Consider the following 16,678-nt stretch of genomic DNA (forward strand, 5'->3'; position numbering starts at 1 on the left):
TTGTCGTCATTTTTCGCTCCCATCCAATTCGGGTTTAGACCCAGCCGCGTTGCTTGATGTCGGCATAGGTCAGGTCCAGACATTTGCGGATCAGCGCCACCATCTCATCGATCTGCGCCACCGTCATGACCAAGGGCGGCGCGATGATCATGCGGTCGCCGACGGCGCGCATGATCATGCCGTTGTCGAACATGTATCCGCGGCAGACCATGCCCACGCCCAGCGACTCGTCGAACGGCACGTTGTCGTGCACCGCCGGCGCCTTGGTGTGCACCAGGTTGAGGCCCGCCACGAAACCGCAGCTGTCAGCGTATCCGACCAGCGGATGGTCGGACAGTTCCCCAAAGCGCTTCTTCAGGTACGGCCCGGTTTCCCCGGCCACGCGCTCAACCAGTTTTTCGTCCTCGATGATGCGGATGTTCTCCAACGCCGCCGCGCACGCGACCGGGTGGCCGGAGTAGGTGAAGCCGTGGTTGAACTCTCCGCCCTGCCCGATCAGCACATCGGCCACGCGGTCGCCGACCAGCACACCGCCCAGCGGCACATAGCCCGACGTTACGCCCTTGGCGAACGTGATCAGATCCGGCTTGATGCCGAACAGCTCGGACGCGAACCACTTGCCGAGCCGGCCGAAGCCGCAGATCACCTCATCGGCGATCAGCAGGATGCCGTACTTGTCGCAGATGCGCTGGATCTCGGGCCAGTAGGTGGCCGGCGGGATGATCACGCCGCCCGCGCCCTGCACCGGCTCACCGATGAAGGCCGCGACCTTGTCGGCGCCGACTTCCAGGATCTTCTGCTCCAGCCACGACGCCGCCTCGATGCCGAATTCGTCCTCGGTCATGCCGCGACCCGACTCCAGGTAGTTGGGCTGGCCGATGTGCACGATGCCGGGAATCGGCAAGCCGCCCTGCGCGTGCATGCCGTCCATGCCGCCCAGCGAGGCGCCGGCGACGGTGCTGCCGTGATAGGCGTTGTGGCGGCTGATGATGGTGTGGCGCTCCTTGTAGCCCAGCACATCCCAATAGCGGCGCACCATGCGCAGATTGGTGTCGTTGCCCTCCGAGCCGGAACCGGTGAAGTAGACGTGATTGAACCCCGGCGGCGAGATCTTCGCCAGCTTGGCCGCCAGCTGCACCGCCGGCACGTTGGTGGTGTTGAAGAAGCTGTTATAGAACGGCAGCGTCTCCATCTGCCGGTAGACCGCTTCCGAAATGCTGGTGCGGCCATAGCCGACGTTGACGCACCACAGGCCGGACATGCCGTCGAGGATCTTCTTACCCTGCGAATCCCACAGATAGATGCCCTCGCCGCGCACCATCACGCGCGCGCCTTTTTCGCCCAAGGCCTTGTGATCGGTGAACGGGTGCATATAGTGGGCCGTATCCAGCTTTTGGATGGCGGCGGTGTCGTAGACCTGCGGCGCGGCGGGACTCTTTACCGAGGCGACCAGCGCGGCGCTGGGCACCACGCCTGGTGCAAATGAGTTATTAGCCATGGTGATTCCTTGTTAGAGGGATGGACGATCAGACGTGCAGCAGCAGGTGTTCGCGTTCCCACGGGCTGATGACGGTCATGAATTCCTGGTGCTCCAGGTCCTTGATGGCGGCGTAGACGTCGATGAAGCGGCCACCCAACACGCTGCGCAGCTTATCCTCGTTGCGCAGGTGCTGCAGCGCTTCCGGTAAGCCTTGCGGCAGCTCGACTTTGAGGTCGTAGGCGCTGCCCACGGTCATTGGGGTTGGCTCCAGCTGCTCGGTCATGCCGAGATAGCCGCAAGCCAGCGTCACGGCCAGCGCCAGGTAGGGATTGGCGTCGGCGCCGATGATGCGGTTTTCGACGCGGCGATCCTGCACGCCCGATTCCGGCACGCGGAAGCCGACGGTGCGGTTGTCCATGCCCCATTGGATGTTGATCGGCGCCGCCGTGTGGCGCACCAGGCGGCGGTATGAATTCACATACGGCGCGACGATCGCCATCGCCGACGGCATGTAGCGCTGCAGGCCGCCGATGTACTGCTTGAAGATCGGCGCGGCGGATCCATCCTCGGCGCTGAAGATGTTCTTGCCGGTTTTGACATCGACCACGCTCTGGTGCACGTGCATCGCCGAACCGGGTTCGCCAGCCATCGGCTTGGCCATGAAGGTCGCGTACATGTCGTGCTTGAGCGCTGCCTCGCGCAAGGTGCGCTTGAAGAAGAACACCTTGTCGGCCAATTCGAGCGGGTCGCCGTGCAGGAAATTGATCTCCATCTGGCCGGCGCCGATTTCGTGAATCAGCGTGTCGACGTCGAGGTTCATCAGATCGCAGTAGTCGTAGATGTCCTCGAACAGCGGATCGAACTCGTTGACGGCGTCGATGCTGTAGACCTGGCGGCTGGTCTCGGCGCGGCCGCTGCGGCCGATCGGCGGTTTCAAGGGCAGATCGGGATCGCTGTTTTTCGCGGTCAGGTAGAACTCCAGTTCCGGCGCGACGACCGGTTTCCAGCCCTTGTCCTCGTACAGCTTGAGCACGCGGCGCAGCACGGAGCGCGGCGCGAAATCGACCAGGCGGCCGTCGGAGAAATAGCAGTCGTGGATCACCTGCGCGGTTGGATCGCTGGCCCACGGCACCATGGTGATGGTGGTCGGATCGGCCTTGAGGATCATGTCGCGGTCGGTGCTGGAGATGGCGCGGTCGTAGCCCGCGTCCTCGGTTGGATAGTTGCCGGTCACGGTCATGCCCAGCACCGCCTCGGGAATGCGCATGCCGCGCTCCTGGGTGAATTTGCCGCGCGGGAGGATCTTCCCACGCGCCACGCCCGTCAGGTCGGGCACCAGGCATTCAATTTCGGTGACGTGCTTCTCGTTCAGCCACAGATCCATGTCTGTGTACGTAAAATTCTCGCGGATTGCCATGTGATTCTCTCATTGTTGTTTTGATCTTGCGCCGGGCCGCGTGCGGGCTCCGGTTGTGGGATGGACGCGAAAAGGGACACTAAGGGACCCGCCGCGCCCACTGTTCGTAGGTCTTCATGCGTCTCTCCCTTGCTTGTAGATGCGGCAGGCCTCACCGAAGGCCTGGAACAACTTGATCGAGTCGGGGTTCTCGGATAACCGCCACTCGGGGTGCCACTGTACCGCGAGCGTGAATCCGGTGGCGCCCTCCACGCGGTATGCCTCCACCAGGCCATCGTCCGCGCGCGCCTCGACCGCCAGTCGCGGCGCCAGTTTGTCGATGCCCTGCCCGTGCAGCGAATTGACCATGATGGTCGATACGCCGCCCAGTATTTGCGCCATGCGTCCGCCCGGCTCCAGCACCACGCGGTGCGACGCCGCGTACTGCTGCTCCAGCGTTTGCGTCTTTTGCTCGCGATGGTCGGACATGCCCGGCACATCGTGCACCGCCTGGTGCAGCGTGCCGCCCAGCGCCACGTTCATTTCCTGGAAGCCGCGGCAGATCGCCATCAGCGGGATGCCGCGTTCGAGCGCCGCGCGTATCAGCGGCAGCGTGGTGGCGTCGCGCGCCGGATCACGCGGCAGCAAGGGATCGAGCACCTGCTGGCCATACAGGGCGGCGTCCACGTTCGACGGGGAGCCGGTCAGCATGACGCCGTCGGCCACGTCGAGCAGCGCGTCGAAATCGGTGGCCGCGCCGAGCGCCGGCACGATCAGCGGCGCGCAGCCGGCGCCGTCGGCCACGGCGGCGACGTACTTGAGATGCGCCGTGTGGCTGGCGTGGACGCCGACCAGGTTGACGCAAGCGGGAACCAAAACAATGGGGCTGCTCATATTTATCGATTTAACATGAATTACATTTGATCATATTCCTATTTTGGTATCATGGTGAGCACCACTTGTTGATATTTATTAGAACCACTTTGCGCACCCTGTCCCCCACATCCGATCTGTTGGCGCAAACGCTGGCCCAACCCGGCTTCCATCCACGGTTGCCGCAGCAGCGACGTTTGTACGAGGCCGCCAAGGCGGCGATCCACCAGCAGCAGCTGGCCGCCGGCGGCAAGCTGCCGTCCAGCCGCGACCTGGCGGCCGACCTGCGCATCGCCCGCAATACGGTGATCGCCGCGTTCGAGCAGCTGGCCGCCGAGGGCTACGTCACCAGCCGGCTGGGAAGCGGCACCTATGTCGCCGACCTGCAGGCGCACAGCGCCAGCATGCGGGGCGGCCAGGCGCACCCGCCGCACGGTGGCCGGTCCACGCTCCGGGCGCAGGGCACGGTGAGGTTGTCGAAACGCGGCCAGGAAGTCACGCGCGTGGCCGCCGGCCCAAAGTTCGAGATCCAACCGTTCGCGCCGGGCGACCCGGACTTCTCATCCTTTCCACTCAAGCTGTGGCAGCGGCTGCAAAACCGCGTGTGGCGCGAAGTGGGCAGCGACCTGCGTTCCGACCTGCTCGATTACGGCCAGGCCGGCGGATACGCCCCGCTGCGCCAGGCCATCACGGAATACCTGCGCCTATCGCGCTCGGTCAAGGTGTCGGTGGAACAGGTGCTGATCACCGGCGGCACCCAGCAATCGCTCGACCTGTGCGCGCAGCTGCTGGCCGATGCCGGCGATACGGCGTGGATCGAGGATCCCGGTTATTGGGGCGCGCGCCGCGTGTTCCAGGCGCGCGAGCTCAAACTGCATCCGGTGGCGGTGGATGGCGACGGCATGGCGATCAAGGCGGCGGATCTGGCGACGAAGCCACGGCTGATCTATGTGACGCCTTCGCACCAGTATCCGACCGGCGCGGTCATGAGCCTTGCGCGACGGCGCGAGCTGCTCGATGTCGCCGTGCGCAAAGACGCCTGGGTGCTGGAAGACGACTACGACAGCGAATTCCGCTACACCGGCAGGCCGCTGGCCGCGCTGCAAGGGCTGGACAACGACGACCGGGTGCTCTACATGGGCACCTTCTCCAAGGCGCTTTATCCGGGCATCAAAATCGGCTATCTGGTGGTGCCACCGGCGCTGATCGACGGCTTCAAGTCCGCGCTGTACGACCTGCAGCGGCCCGGCCAGCTGATGGTGCAGGCGGCGCTGGCCGACTTTATCTCGCTCGGCCACTTCACCACGCACCTGCGCAAGATCCGCCAGACCTACGGCGCGCGTCGCGAACTGCTGCGACGCACGTTGGTGCACCACCTCGGACCGGAGTTAAGCGGTCGGGTGACCATCTCCAGCGAGGAATCTGGTTTGCATCTGGTGATCGAGCTGCCGGACGGCGTGGACGACGTGGCGCTGGAGCGGCTCGCCGCCGAAGCGGAGATACAGGTCAAGGCGCTGTCGACCTACTATCTGAAGAAGCGGGGGCGGCGCGGCCTGCTGGTGGGCTACGCCTACTGCACCCCCGAGAAGATCGCAGCCTACGCCAGGCTGCTGGCAGGGATCATCAGATCAGCCTTTCGCCGCTGACGAAACCTGCTTCTGGCGCTGCCGCTCGTTGCGGGCGATGTAAAGGCTCGATGCGATCACGCCGATGGAGACGACCAGGATGGTCAACGCGGCGACCGCGTTCACGCGCGGATCGAGGCCCAGGCGGGCGCGCGAGAAGATCACGATCGGCATCGTCGACGAGCCGGGGCCGGACAGGAAGGCCGACAGCACCACGTCGTCGAGCGACAGCGTGAACGTCAGCAGCCATGCGGAACCGAGCGCCTGCTTGATGTTCGGCAGCGTCACCAGGAAGAACACCTGATAAGGCCTGCAGCCCAGGTCCATCGCCGCCTCCTCCAGCGACTTGCTCATCTCCTGCAACCGCGATTGCACCACCACCGCCGCATAGGCCATGCCCAGCAGGGTGTGGCCGATCCAGATCGTCAGCATGCCCCGCTCCGGGAAGCCGAACACCTTCTGCACCGACACCAGCATCAACAGCAGCGACAGACCGATGATCACCTCGGGCATCACCAGCGGCGCGCTGACCATGCCGGCGAACAAGGTGCGGCCGGTGAAGCGGTGGTAGCGGTCAAGCACGAACGCGGCGAACGTCCCCAGCACCACCGACGCGCAGGCCGTCATCAGCGCGATCCGCAGCGACAATCCCAGGCCGCCGATGATCTCCGTGTCGTTCATCAGCGCGGCGTACCATTGCAGCGAAAAGCCGGTCCACACCATGTCCTGGCGCGAGCTGTTGAAGGAGAAGACCACCAGCACCACGATCGGCAGGTACAAAAACAGATAGCCCATCGACAGCCAGCCGCGCCCGAACCAGCGCTGCATAAAAGTGGTGTTGCCTTTCATGGGCGGGCCTCCTGCTCTGCCTTGTATTTATTGAAGATCGCCATCGGCACCAGGATCAGCAGGATCACCACCACCGTCACCGACGACGCCAGCGGCCAGTCGTTATTGGTGAAGAATTCGTCCCACAGCTGGCGGCCGATCATCAGGGTTTCCGGGCCGCCCAGCAGCTCCGGGATCACGTATTCGCCGACGGCCGGGATGAACACCAGCATCGAGCCGGCGATGATGCCGGACTTCGACAGCGGCACCGTGATGCGCCAGAACGTCTGCAGCGGCGTCGCGCCAAGATCGGCGGCCGCCTCCAGGAAGCGCATGTCCATCTTCGCGAGATTAGCGTACAGCGGCAGGATCATGAACGGCAGATAGGCGTACACCATGCCGATGATCAGCGAGAACTGGGTGTTCATCAGGTGCAGCGGCTCGTTGATGGCGCCTATCCCGATCAGGAAGCTGTTCAGGATACCGTTGGTGGCCAGGATGCCCTTCCACGCGTAGATCCGCAGCAGGAAGGAGGTCCAGAACGGCAGCATCACCATCATCAGCAGCACCGGCCGGATGGTCGGCTTGGCGCGCGCCATGAAGTAGGCGAACGGGTAGCCGATGATCAGGCATAGCGCGGTGGTGATGGCGGCGAACTTGAGGGAGCTGAGATAGGTCAGCCCATACAGCTCGTCCTCGGCGATGAACAGGTAGTTCGCGATCTTGACCTTGAGCGTGATGACGCCGTCGGCCAACGTCATCAGGGTGCCGAACGGGTTGCCCATGTCCGACTCGGTGAAGCTGATGCGCATCACGATCAGGAACGGTACCAGGAAGGCGAACGTCAGCCACATAAACGGCACGGCGATGACGACGCGGCGGCCGGTCAGCCATCGCAGGGTCAGCAGGTTCTTGAGAAAGTTCATCCCGGCCCCGCCTTAGCTGGTCAGCACGACGACGTCGGCGCCGTCCCACCACGCGTGGACGCGCTGCTCGCGTTTGAGCGCGGCGTCGTCGTGGCGGGCGGCGTTGGTGCGCGAGACCTTGATCTCCATGCCGCTGTCGAGGCGCACATGGTACAGCGTCTCGTTGCCGAAATAGGCCATCGCGCTGATCACGCCCTGCACGCAGTTGTAGCCATGCTCGCTGGCGTTGGCGCGCTGCTCCAGCGTCGGCGCCGCCGATTGCAGCGCGATTTTCTCGGGCCGCACGGCCACCGACACCGGCATGCCCATCGTGCCGGTGATGCCGTGGGTGACGTAGTGGCGCCCCTCGGGCGTATCGATGATGACGTGGTCAGGCTCGTCGACCGCGACGCTACCGTTGAACAGGTTGACGCTGCCGATGAAGTCCGCCACGAAGCGGCAGTTCGGCGTCTCGTAGATTTCGCCCGGTGGGCCGACCTGCAGGATGCGGCCCTCGCTCATGACGGCGATGCGGGTGGCCATGCTCATCGCCTCGTCCTGGTCGTGGGTGACCATCACGCAGGTCACGCCGACTTCCTCGATGATGCCGACCAGTTCCATCTGGGTGCGTTCGCGCAGCTTCTTGTCCAGGGCGCCGAGCGGCTCGTCGAGCAGCAGCAATTGCGGCCGCTTGGCCAGGCTGCGCGCCAGCGCCACGCGCTGCTGCTGGCCGCCGGAGAGCTGGTGCGGCTTGCGCTTGCCGTAGGCGCTCAACTGCACCAGATTGAGCATCTGCTCCACGCGCGCGGCCACTTCGTCCTTCGGCAGGCCGTCGCGGCGCAGGCCGAAGGCGATGTTGTCCCACACCGACAGGTGCGGAAACAGCGCATACGACTGGAACATCATGTTGATCGGACGCTGATACGGCGGCACGCTGACGATGTCCTTGCCGGCGAGCGTGATCTGCCCCTGGGTCGGCGTCTCGAACCCGGCCAGCATGCGCAGCAGGGTCGATTTGCCGCAGCCCGAGCTGCCCAGCAAGGCGAAAATCTCGCCCTTGTCGATGGCGACCGACACGTCGTTGACAGCGCGGACACCGTCGAATTCCTTGACCAGATTGCGGATCAGGAGAAAGGGTTCAGCAGCTCGCTCTATGGTCATGTTATAAAAATATAAATGATATTAATAATATATCTGGACGCGGCCATCCGCGGGCCGCCCGATTTTGGGACACGTGATTATAAATGCTCGTCACTTACACATGCAGCAATAAGTGTTCCCGCTCCCACGGGCTGATGACCGTCATGAACTCCTGGTGTTCCAGTTCCTTGATGGCGGTGTAGACGTCGACGAAGCGCTCGCCCAGCACCTCGCGGATGCGGTCCTCGCGGCGCAGCCATTCGAGCGCCTGGGGCAACCCCTGCGGCAGCTCGGACACGTGGTCGTAGGCGCTGCCGGTGATCATCGGGGTCGGCTCCAGGCGGTCGACCATGCCGAGGTAACCGCAGGCCAGCGTGACGGCCATCGCCAGATAGGGATTGGCGTCGGCGCCGATGATGCGGTTTTCCACGCGGCGCTGCTCGACGCCGGAGATCGGGATGCGGAAGCCGACGGTGCGGTTATCGTTACCCCACTGGACGTTGATCGGCGCGGCCGTGTGGCGCACGATGCGGCGGTACGAATTGACATACGGCGCCATGATCGCCATCACCGACGGCGTGTAGCGCTGCAGGCCGCCGATGTAGTGACGGAAGCTCGCCGACGGCGAACCGTCCGGCGCGGTGAAGATATTGCGGCCGGTGGCGGCGTCGCTCACGCTCTGGTGCACATGCATCGCCGACCCGGGCTCGCCCGCCATCGGCTTGGCCATGAAGGTGGCGTACATGTCGTGCTTGAGCGCCGCCTCGCGCAAGGTGCGCTTGAAGTAGAAGACGTTGTCGGCCAGCGCCAGCGCGTCGCCGTGCTGGAAGTTCAAGCCCATTTGTCCGGCGCCGGTTTCGTGGATCAGCGTGTCGACGTCGAGGTTCATCAGCGCGCAGTAGTCGTAGATATCCTCGAACAGCGGATCGAACTCGTTGACGGCGTCGATGCTGTAGACCTGGCGGCTGGTCTCGGCGCGGCCGCTGCGGCCCACCGGCGCCCGCAAAGGCAGGTCCGGATCGATATTTTTTTCGGTCAGGTAGAACTCGAGCTCCGGACCGACGACCGGCTTCCAACCGCGCTCCGCGTAGAGCTTGAGCACGCGGCGCAGCACGGAGCGCGGCGCGAAGTCGACCAGCGTGCCGTCGGCGAAGTAGCAGTCGTGGATCACCTGCGCGGTGGGATCGACCGCCCACGGCACGGTGGTGATGCTGCCGGGGTCCGCGCGCAGGATCATGTCGCGGTCGGTGGAGGAGATGGCGCGGTCGTAGGCCGCGTTCTCGGTCGGGTAGTTGCCGGTGACGGTCATGCCCAGCACCGCCTCGGGGATGCGCATGCCGCGCTCCTGGGTGAATTTCGCGCGCGGCAGGATTTTCCCGCGCGCGACGCCCGTCAGATCGGGCACCAGGCATTCAATTTCAGTGACTCGGTTCTCGTTGAGCCACTGGTCCATATCGGCGTCGGAGAAGTTTTCACGGATAGACATGTTCGCTCTCTGTTGTCATGATCAAGCGATCGATAGTCTAATTTACCATATTTACAACCTTGCCTCCGCCGCCTCCACCCTGGTTTGCACAAGAATCTTCTTGATCTCGGGGACGCAGGAGCCGCAATTGCCGCCCGCCTTGAGGCAGGACGTCACCTGCGCGACCGTTTGCAGGTCCTTCTCCATAATCGCGTTGCAGATCGTGTTGCGGCCCACGCCGAAGCACGAACACACGGTCGGACCGGTGTCGGCGCCCTTCTCCACCGGCATGCCGACCAGCAGGCCGACGCGGTCGATTTCGCTCAGCTGCTCCTTGACGAACAGGCTGGCCAGCCACGCGCGCGACGGCATGTCCTGGCGCGGCGACAGGAAGATGCACTGTTCGATGCGGTCGTTCACCACGTGCACGGCGCGGTACACGCCGGCGGTGCGGTCCTCGTATTCGAGCCAGTCGGCGTCGAGATCCCGCACGCCCAGCACGCCGCGCGCCCATAGTCCGAAATCGGAAATGGTATTGCGGCCGGCCAGCTCGTAGCGGGCGAATTCGCGGCCCTGGATGCGGGTCCAATGGGCCACGCTCTCCAGATCCACCTCGGTGCGGCTTAGGATGAAGCTGTGCCAGTTGACGCGGAACTGCTCGATGCGCACCGGCGTGTGCTTGAATTCCGGCTCGCCCGACACCGGATCGACCACCGGGTTGACCAGCGCGCCGACGCGCGCATCGGACGACGTCTGCCCCGACCAGTGGATGGGAATGAACACGCTGCCGCGCGGGATGCCGCCGCCGTGCTGCACGCGCGCCACCATCGCGCCCCATTCGGAACTGACGCGCGCCAGCTCGCCCTCGCGCACGCCGTGCAGCAGCGCGTCTTGCGGGTGGATGTCGACGAACGATTCGGAGATGTGATCGGCCAGCGTGAACGATTTGCCGGTGCGTGTCATCGTATGCCACTGGTCGCGCACGCGGCCGGTGTTGAGCGCCAGCGGGAAATCCTCGCTGATGGCGTTGACCGGCGCGCGCGGCGCGGTGGCGACGAAGCGCGCCTTGCCGTCGGCGTGGGCGAAGCGTTTGTCGGCGAACAGGCGTTCCTCCACCTCGAGCGCGCCGGCCGCGCCACGGCGCACCGGCCACTGGACCGGTTCCAGGTCGTCGTACCCGCGCTGCGTCAGTTGCGCCAGGCCGGACATGTCGAAGGCGCGCGGCACGTCGGCGGCGCTGTTGCGGAAGCCGCTCAGGCGCGCATGCTCGTCGAACACGCTGTGCGCGCCGGCGAAGTCGAAACCGGTAAAGCCCATGCGCTGTGCGAACAGCGCCAGGATTTTCCAGTCCGCCATCGCCTCCCCCGGCGCCGGCAGGAACGGGCGCTGACGCGAAACGCGGCGCTCGGAATTGGTGACGGTGCCGTCCTTTTCGCCCCAGCCCAGCGCCGGCAGCAGCACGTCGGCGTAGGCGTTGGTGTCGGTGTTCTGCATGATGTCGGTGGCGACCACCAGCTCGCACTTTTCCAGCGCGCGCCGCACCTGGTCGGCGTCCGGCATGCTGACCACCGGGTTGGTGGAGATCACCCACACCGCCTTGACCTTGCCGTCCTCGATCGCCTTGAACAGGTCGACCGCCTTCAGGCCCGGCTTGTCCGCCATCGCCGGCGACTCCCAGAAGGTCCGCACCACATCGCGGTGGTCGGCGCGGTCCAGGTCCATGTGCGCGGCCAGCATGTTGGCCAGGCCGCCCACTTCACGCCCGCCCATGGCGTTCGGCTGGCCGGTGATCGAGAAAGGCCCCATGCCCGGCTGGCCGATGCGGCCGCCGATCAGGTGGCAGTTGATGATGCTATTGACCTTGTCGGTGCCGGCCGACGACTGGTTCACGCCCATCGAATAGGCGGTGATGGTCTTGTGCGTGGCCGCGAACAGCTCGTAGAACTCCATCAGCGCCGGCAATCCGATGCGGCAGATCCTGGCCACGGCGGCGGGATCGGCGCAATCGACATCGGCGGTGGCAAGCGCCGCGTCGAAGCCGTTGGTGTGCTCCGCCACGAAGGCCGGATCAACCGCGCCGATGCGGTTCAGATAGCTGAGCAAGCCGTTGAACAGCCAGACGTCGGTGCCGGCCTTCACCGGCAGGTGCAGGTCGGCCAGCTCGCAGGTCGCGGTGCGGCGCGGATCGATGACGACGATCTTCATCTCCGGCCGGCTTTCCTTGGCCTTCAGGATGCGCTGGAACAGGATCGGGTGGCACCACGCGGTGTTGGAACCGACCAGCACCACCATGTCCGCCAGCTCCAGGTCGTCGTAGCACAACGGCACCAGATCTTCGCCGAAGGCGCGCTTGTAGCCCGCCACCGCCGACGACATGCACAGGCGCGAGTTGGTGTCGATATTGGCGCTGCCGATGTAACCCTTCATCAGCTTATTGGCGACGTAGTAGTCCTCGGTCAGCAACTGGCCCGACACGTACAAGGCGACGGCGTCCGGGCCATGCTCGTCGATGATGGCGCGCCAGGTGCCGGCGACCTTGTCCAGCGCCTCGTCCCACGAGACGCGGCGCAGGCCGTCCTCGCCGCGCACCTGCGGGTACAGCAGGCGGCCGTCCAGGCCGACCGTCTCGCCCAAGGCGGAGCCCTTGACGCACAGGCGCCCCTTGTTCGCCGGATGCAGCTTGTCGCCGGCGATGGTGACCGTGCCGTCGCCCTTGGGGGTGGCGCTCACACCGCAACCGACGCCGCAATATGCGCAGGTGGTGCGTACTGACAGATGGTCTTGGGACAGGTTCAAAATTCGCTCGCTTAGACTGAATACTTAAATCACGCGGCCCTGGCGCTGAGCGCCTCGCCGAATAACAGGGTTTGCCGGATCGAGGTGATGTCGGTGTTGTTTTGTATCAGGCCGAAATACCAAGGGCCGTCCTTGACGTCGCCATACAGCACGGCGCCGGTGACGCGATTGTTCTTCAACACCAGCCGCTTGTAGACGCCGCGCCGCGCATCGCGCAGCACCAGGTCCTCGGAACCCTCGCCGCCGACGAAATCGCCGACCGAGTACAAGTCTACACCGGTGACCTTCAACCGTGTCGGCGAAGTTTGCTGCACATAGCGGCGCACGCCGGCACCGGCCAGGTGGGCGCCGCAGACGCGGGCCTGGTCCCAGATCGGCGCCACCAGTCCGAACGTCGCGCTGCGGTGCTGCACGCACTCGCCGACCGCGTAGATGCGCGGATCGTAGGTTTGCAGCGTATCGTCGACGATGATCGCGCGGTCGCAGTGCAAGCCGGCCGACTTGGCCAGCTCTATGTTCGGGCGCACGCCGGCGGTCATCACCACCAGGTCGGCCGGGATCTCGCTGCCGTCCTTGAAGCGCACCGCCGTGGCGCGGTCGGTGCCGACGATTTCGGCGGTCTGCGCGTTGAGCATGAACGTCAGGCCCTTGTCCTCCAGCGCCTTTTGCAGCAGCTGGGCGGCGGGCTTGTCGAGCTGCTGGTTCATCAACGCGTCCGTCACGTGGACCACGGTGACCGACATCCCCTGGCGCTGCAGGCCATTGGCCGCCTCTAGCCCCAGCAGGCCGCCGCCGATGACGACCGCGTGCTTGTGGTTGCGCGCGGCCTCCAGCATCGATTCCACATCCTGGATATCGCGGAAGGCCAGCACGCCCGGCAGCTGGTGGCCCGGCACGGGGATGATGAACGGCTTGGAGCCGGTGGCGATCAGCAGGCGGTCGTAACGCACCTCCAGGCCGGAGCGGGCGCGCACGATGCGCTTGCGGCGGTCGATATGCTCGACCGGATCGCCGGCGTGCAGGGTGATGCCATGCTGGACGTACCACTCACGCGTGTTGAGCATGATGTCGTCCATGGTCTTCTCGCCGGCCAGCACCGGCGACAGCAGGATGCGGTTGTAGTTACCATGCGGCTCGGCGCCGAACACGGTGATGTCGTACATGTCCGGATCGAGCTTGTGCAGCTCCTCGACCGTGCGCATGCCGGCCATGCCGTTGCCGATGACGACCAGCGCAGGCTTCGATTCCACGCGCGCCGCGGATTTCATAGGCCTACCCAGACCTTGCCGTCCGCCACGCGGGCCGGATAGGTGCCGACCGAGTTGGCCGGCGCTTCCAGGCATTCGCCGGTTTGCAGGTCGAAGTGCTGTTTGTAGATCGGCGAGGCGACCACGATGCGCTCGCCCAGGCTGCCCACCAGGCCGCGCGACAGCACCGCCGCTTCCGAATTCGGATCGTAGTTATCGATGGCGAACACGCGCGGGCCGCCGTCGTTGACGTGGAAGACGGCGATCTGCGCGTTGTTCAGCAGGGCGCACACGCCGGTGTTGGGCACGATCTCGTCCAGGCTGCAGACGGCGATCCAGTTATCAGTTTGAATATCGCGATGCATTTGTATTCTCCTCAAGCTGCGCTGACGGCGATCGGAATCACGCGTTTGCGTTCTTCCACGGTGGCCGGACGAATCTGGCCGCGTTCTTCCATGAAGACGACGTTGTCGTCGCCCTTCTCGCTGTTGACGAAGGTACGGAAGCGCTTGCGGGTCTCCGGATTCTCGACGGCCTCTTTCCACTCGCAAGCGTAGGTGTTGACCACGTGCTGCATGTCGGCTTCCAGGTCGGCGGCGATCCCCAGCTTGTCCTGCACGACGACCTGCTTCAGGTAATCGAGGCCGCCTTCCAGGTTCTCGCGCCAGGTGCTGGTGCGCTGCAGGCGGTCGCCGGTGCGGGTGTAGAACATCAGGAAGCGGTCGATGTACTTGACCAGCGTGGCCTTGTCCAGGTCCGTGGCCAGCAGCTCGGCGTGGCGTGGCTTCATGCCGCCGTTGCCGCACACGTAAAGGTTCCAGCCCTTTTCGGTGGCGATGATGCCGACGTCCTTGCCCTGCGCCTCGGCGCACTCGCGGGTGCAGCCAGAGACGCCGAACTTGATCTTGTGCGGCGTGCGCAGGCCCTTGTAGCGGTTTTCCAGCTCGATGGCCAGGCCGATCGAATCGTCGACGCCATAACGGCACCAGGTCGAGCCGACGCAGGACTTCACCGTGCGCAGCGACTTGCCGTAGGCGTGGCCGGATTCGAAGCCGGCGGCGATCAGCTCTTCCCAGATCAGCGGCAGCTGCTCGACGCGGGCGCCGAACAGGTCGACGCGGGCGCCGCCGGTGATCTTGGTGTACAGCTTGTACTTCTTGGCGACCATGCCGACCGCGATCAGGCCATCGGCCGTCACCTCGCCGCCCGGCATGCGCGGCACGACCGAGTAGGTGCCGTCCTTCTGGATGTTACCGAGGAAGTAGTCGTTGGTGTCCTGCAGGCTGGCGTGTTCCTTCTTCAGCACGAAGTCGTTCCACACCGATGCCAGGATGCTGGCCGCCAGCGGTTTGCAGACGTCGCAACCGAGACCCTTGCCGTGCTTTTCCAGCAGATCGCCGAAGGTCTTGATCTGGCCTACTTTGATCAGGTGGAACAGCTCCTGGCGCGAGTACGCGAAGTGCTCGCACACGTGGTTGTTGACGGCCATGCCGAGCTTTTTCATCTCGGCCTTCATCACCTGCGTCACCAGCGGCACGCAGCCGCCGCACGAGGTGCCGGCGTTGGTGCAGCTTTTCAGATCGCCGATGGTGCAGGAGCCGGCCGCCACCGCCGCGCACAGCGCGCCCTTGGAGACGTCGTTGCAGGAGCAGATCTGCGCGCTCTCCGGCAGCGCGTCCACGCCCAGGCCAGGCTTGGCGGCGCCGTCCGACTGCGGCAGGATCAGGAACTCCGGCGATTCCGGCAGCTCGATTTTGTTCAGCATCATCTGCAGCAGGGTGCCGTATTCGGCGGCGTCGCCGACCATCACGGCGCCTTGCAGGTACTTGCCGCAATCGGAGACGACGATCTTCTTGTAGATCTGTTTGCGCTCGTCGGTGAACTGGTAGGAGCGGCTGCCGGCCACGCTGCCGTGCGGGTCGCCGATACTGGCCACGTCCACGCCCATCAGTTTGAGCTTGGTGCTCATGTCGGCACCGGCGAATTCGCCCGCCTCGCCCAGGATATGCTTGGCCGCCACGCGCGCCATCTCGTAGCCCGGCGCCACCAGGCCGAAGATCAAGCCGCCCCACAGCGCGCATTCGCCGATGGCGTAGACGTTCGGGTCGGAGGTGACGCAGTTGTTGTTGATCTCGATGCCGCCGCGCGGGCCGACGGTCAGGCCGCATTCGCGTGCCAGCATGTCGCGCGGGCGGATACCGGCCGAGAAGACGATCATGTCGGCGTCCAGATGGCCGCCGTCGGCGAACTCCATCCGGTGCGTGCCGTCGACGCCGTCGACGATGGCGGTGGTGTTTTTACCGGTATGGACGGTTACGCCCAGGTCTTCGATTTTACGGCGCAGAACGCGCGCGCCGCCATCGTCCACCTGCACCGCCATCAGGCGCGGCGAGAATTCGACCACATGGGTTTCCAGCTTCAGGTCGCGCAACGCCTTGGCGCATTCGAGGCCCAGCAGGCCGCCGCCGATGACGACGCCGGTCTTCGAGCGCTGGCCGCATTCCATCATCGCTTCCAGATCCTCGATGGTGCGGTAGACGAAGCAGTCCTTGCGGTCCTTGCCCGGCAGCGGCGGCACGAACGGATAGGAACCGGTAGCGATCACCAGCTTGTCGTAAGGGAGCACGTTGCCGTCGCCGGTGGTGACGGTTTTGGCGGCGGTGTCGATGGCGGTGGCGCGGGTGTTCAGGCGCAGCACCATGTCGTCGCGATCGAAGAAGCCCGGCTTCACCAGCGACAGGTCTTCGGCCGTTTTACCGGAGAAGAATTCGGACAGGTGCACGCGGTCGTACGCGGGGCGCACTTCCTCGCACAGCACCGTCACCTGCAGGTTGGTGTTGCCGCTTGCGGCCAGGCTTTCCAGGAATTTGTGGCCGACCATGCCGTGGCCGATAACGATGATTTTCATAGCGTGTCCCTTTGA

12 protein-coding genes are annotated in these 16,678 nt (G+C 64.9%); 1 reads left to right on the top strand and 11 read right to left on the bottom strand.

Annotation, left to right across the window (positions count from 1 at the left end; all coding sequences use genetic code 11):
* Positions 1 to 34: 34 nt before the first annotated feature.
* The 3 genes from JOD97_RS27465 to JOD97_RS27475 form a co-directional block, all read right to left on the bottom strand.
* The gene (locus JOD97_RS27465) at positions 35 to 1,498 is read right to left on the bottom strand and encodes an aspartate aminotransferase family protein (protein ID WP_209725592.1); all 1,464 of its coding nucleotides are present in this window, start codon (positions 1,496 to 1,498) and stop codon (positions 35 to 37) included.
* 28 nt (positions 1,499 to 1,526) lie between these two features.
* Complete coding sequence (locus tag JOD97_RS27470) at positions 1,527 to 2,897, bottom strand: glutamine synthetase family protein (RefSeq protein ID WP_209725594.1); 1,371 nt, start codon at positions 2,895 to 2,897, stop codon at positions 1,527 to 1,529.
* A 114-nt stretch (positions 2,898 to 3,011) separates the two neighbouring features.
* The gene (locus JOD97_RS27475; protein ID WP_209725596.1) at positions 3,012 to 3,770 is read right to left on the bottom strand and encodes a gamma-glutamyl-gamma-aminobutyrate hydrolase family protein; all 759 of its coding nucleotides are present in this window, start codon (positions 3,768 to 3,770) and stop codon (positions 3,012 to 3,014) included.
* 98 nt (positions 3,771 to 3,868) lie between these two features.
* Here JOD97_RS27475 and JOD97_RS27480 point away from each other — a divergent pair, with 98 nt between their 5' ends.
* On the top strand, positions 3,869 to 5,395 hold the full coding sequence (locus JOD97_RS27480; RefSeq protein WP_209725885.1) for a PLP-dependent aminotransferase family protein: 1,527 nt from the start codon (positions 3,869 to 3,871) through the stop codon (positions 5,393 to 5,395).
* Here JOD97_RS27480 and JOD97_RS27485 read toward each other — a convergent pair.
* The 8 genes from JOD97_RS27485 to nirB form a co-directional block, all read right to left on the bottom strand.
* Positions 5,378 to 6,223 carry an ABC transporter permease gene (locus JOD97_RS27485; RefSeq protein ID WP_209725599.1) on the bottom strand — a complete coding sequence of 282 codons (846 nt, stop codon included), beginning with the start codon at positions 6,221 to 6,223 and terminating at the stop codon, positions 5,378 to 5,380. The two genes, JOD97_RS27480 and JOD97_RS27485, sit on opposite strands and share 18 nt — an antisense overlap.
* A complete protein-coding gene (locus tag JOD97_RS27490) occupies positions 6,220 to 7,128 on the bottom strand; it encodes an ABC transporter permease subunit (RefSeq protein WP_209725601.1) in 909 nt (302 codons plus the stop codon). Before JOD97_RS27490 ends, JOD97_RS27485 begins: the two co-directional genes overlap by 4 nt.
* A gap of 12 nt (positions 7,129 to 7,140) precedes the next feature.
* Entirely contained in the window at positions 7,141 to 8,268 is a 1,128-nt protein-coding gene (locus JOD97_RS27495; RefSeq protein ID WP_209725603.1) for an ABC transporter ATP-binding protein, read from the bottom strand.
* A gap of 94 nt (positions 8,269 to 8,362) precedes the next feature.
* Positions 8,363 to 9,733 (bottom strand): glutamine synthetase family protein, encoded by a 1,371-nt coding sequence (locus JOD97_RS27500; RefSeq protein ID WP_209725605.1) that lies wholly within the window; start codon positions 9,731 to 9,733, stop codon positions 8,363 to 8,365.
* Positions 9,734 to 9,784: 51 nt separating this feature from the next.
* Positions 9,785 to 12,508 (bottom strand): nitrate reductase, encoded by a 2,724-nt coding sequence (locus JOD97_RS27505; protein ID WP_209725608.1) that lies wholly within the window; start codon positions 12,506 to 12,508, stop codon positions 9,785 to 9,787.
* A 29-nt stretch (positions 12,509 to 12,537) separates the two neighbouring features.
* Complete coding sequence (locus JOD97_RS27510) at positions 12,538 to 13,776, bottom strand: NAD(P)/FAD-dependent oxidoreductase (protein ID WP_209725610.1); 1,239 nt, start codon at positions 13,774 to 13,776, stop codon at positions 12,538 to 12,540.
* Positions 13,773 to 14,120 carry a nitrite reductase small subunit NirD gene (gene nirD / locus JOD97_RS27515; protein WP_209725612.1) on the bottom strand — a complete coding sequence of 116 codons (348 nt, stop codon included), beginning with the start codon at positions 14,118 to 14,120 and terminating at the stop codon, positions 13,773 to 13,775. Before nirD ends, JOD97_RS27510 begins: the two co-directional genes overlap by 4 nt.
* A gap of 11 nt (positions 14,121 to 14,131) precedes the next feature.
* Positions 14,132 to 16,663 (bottom strand): nitrite reductase large subunit NirB, encoded by a 2,532-nt coding sequence (gene nirB / locus JOD97_RS27520; RefSeq protein ID WP_209725614.1) that lies wholly within the window; start codon positions 16,661 to 16,663, stop codon positions 14,132 to 14,134.
* Positions 16,664 to 16,678 lie beyond the last annotated feature (15 nt).

It is taken from the genome of Duganella sp. 1411 (assembly GCF_017833525.1).
In the GTDB taxonomy this organism is placed as follows: domain Bacteria; phylum Pseudomonadota; class Gammaproteobacteria; order Burkholderiales; family Burkholderiaceae_D; genus Rugamonas.

Excerpts from the sequence above, each read along its gene's own strand:
- JOD97_RS27465 (WP_209725592.1), bottom strand. The coding sequence starts at position 1,498 with ATGGCTAATAACTCATTTGCACCAGGCGTGGTGCCCAGCGCCGCGCTG.
- JOD97_RS27470 (WP_209725594.1), bottom strand. The coding sequence starts at position 2,897 with ATGGCAATCCGCGAGAATTTTACGTACACAGACATGGATCTGTGGCTG.
- JOD97_RS27475 (WP_209725596.1), bottom strand. The coding sequence starts at position 3,770 with ATGAGCAGCCCCATTGTTTTGGTTCCCGCTTGCGTCAACCTGGTCGGC.
- JOD97_RS27485 (WP_209725599.1), bottom strand. The coding sequence starts at position 6,223 with ATGAAAGGCAACACCACTTTTATGCAGCGCTGGTTCGGGCGCGGCTGG.
- JOD97_RS27490 (WP_209725601.1), bottom strand. The coding sequence starts at position 7,128 with ATGAACTTTCTCAAGAACCTGCTGACCCTGCGATGGCTGACCGGCCGC.
- JOD97_RS27495 (WP_209725603.1), bottom strand. The coding sequence starts at position 8,268 with ATGACCATAGAGCGAGCTGCTGAACCCTTTCTCCTGATCCGCAATCTG.
- JOD97_RS27500 (WP_209725605.1), bottom strand. The coding sequence starts at position 9,733 with ATGTCTATCCGTGAAAACTTCTCCGACGCCGATATGGACCAGTGGCTC.
- JOD97_RS27510 (WP_209725610.1), bottom strand. The coding sequence starts at position 13,776 with ATGAAATCCGCGGCGCGCGTGGAATCGAAGCCTGCGCTGGTCGTCATC.
- nirD (WP_209725612.1), bottom strand. The coding sequence starts at position 14,120 with ATGCATCGCGATATTCAAACTGATAACTGGATCGCCGTCTGCAGCCTG.
- nirB (WP_209725614.1), bottom strand. The coding sequence starts at position 16,663 with ATGAAAATCATCGTTATCGGCCACGGCATGGTCGGCCACAAATTCCTG.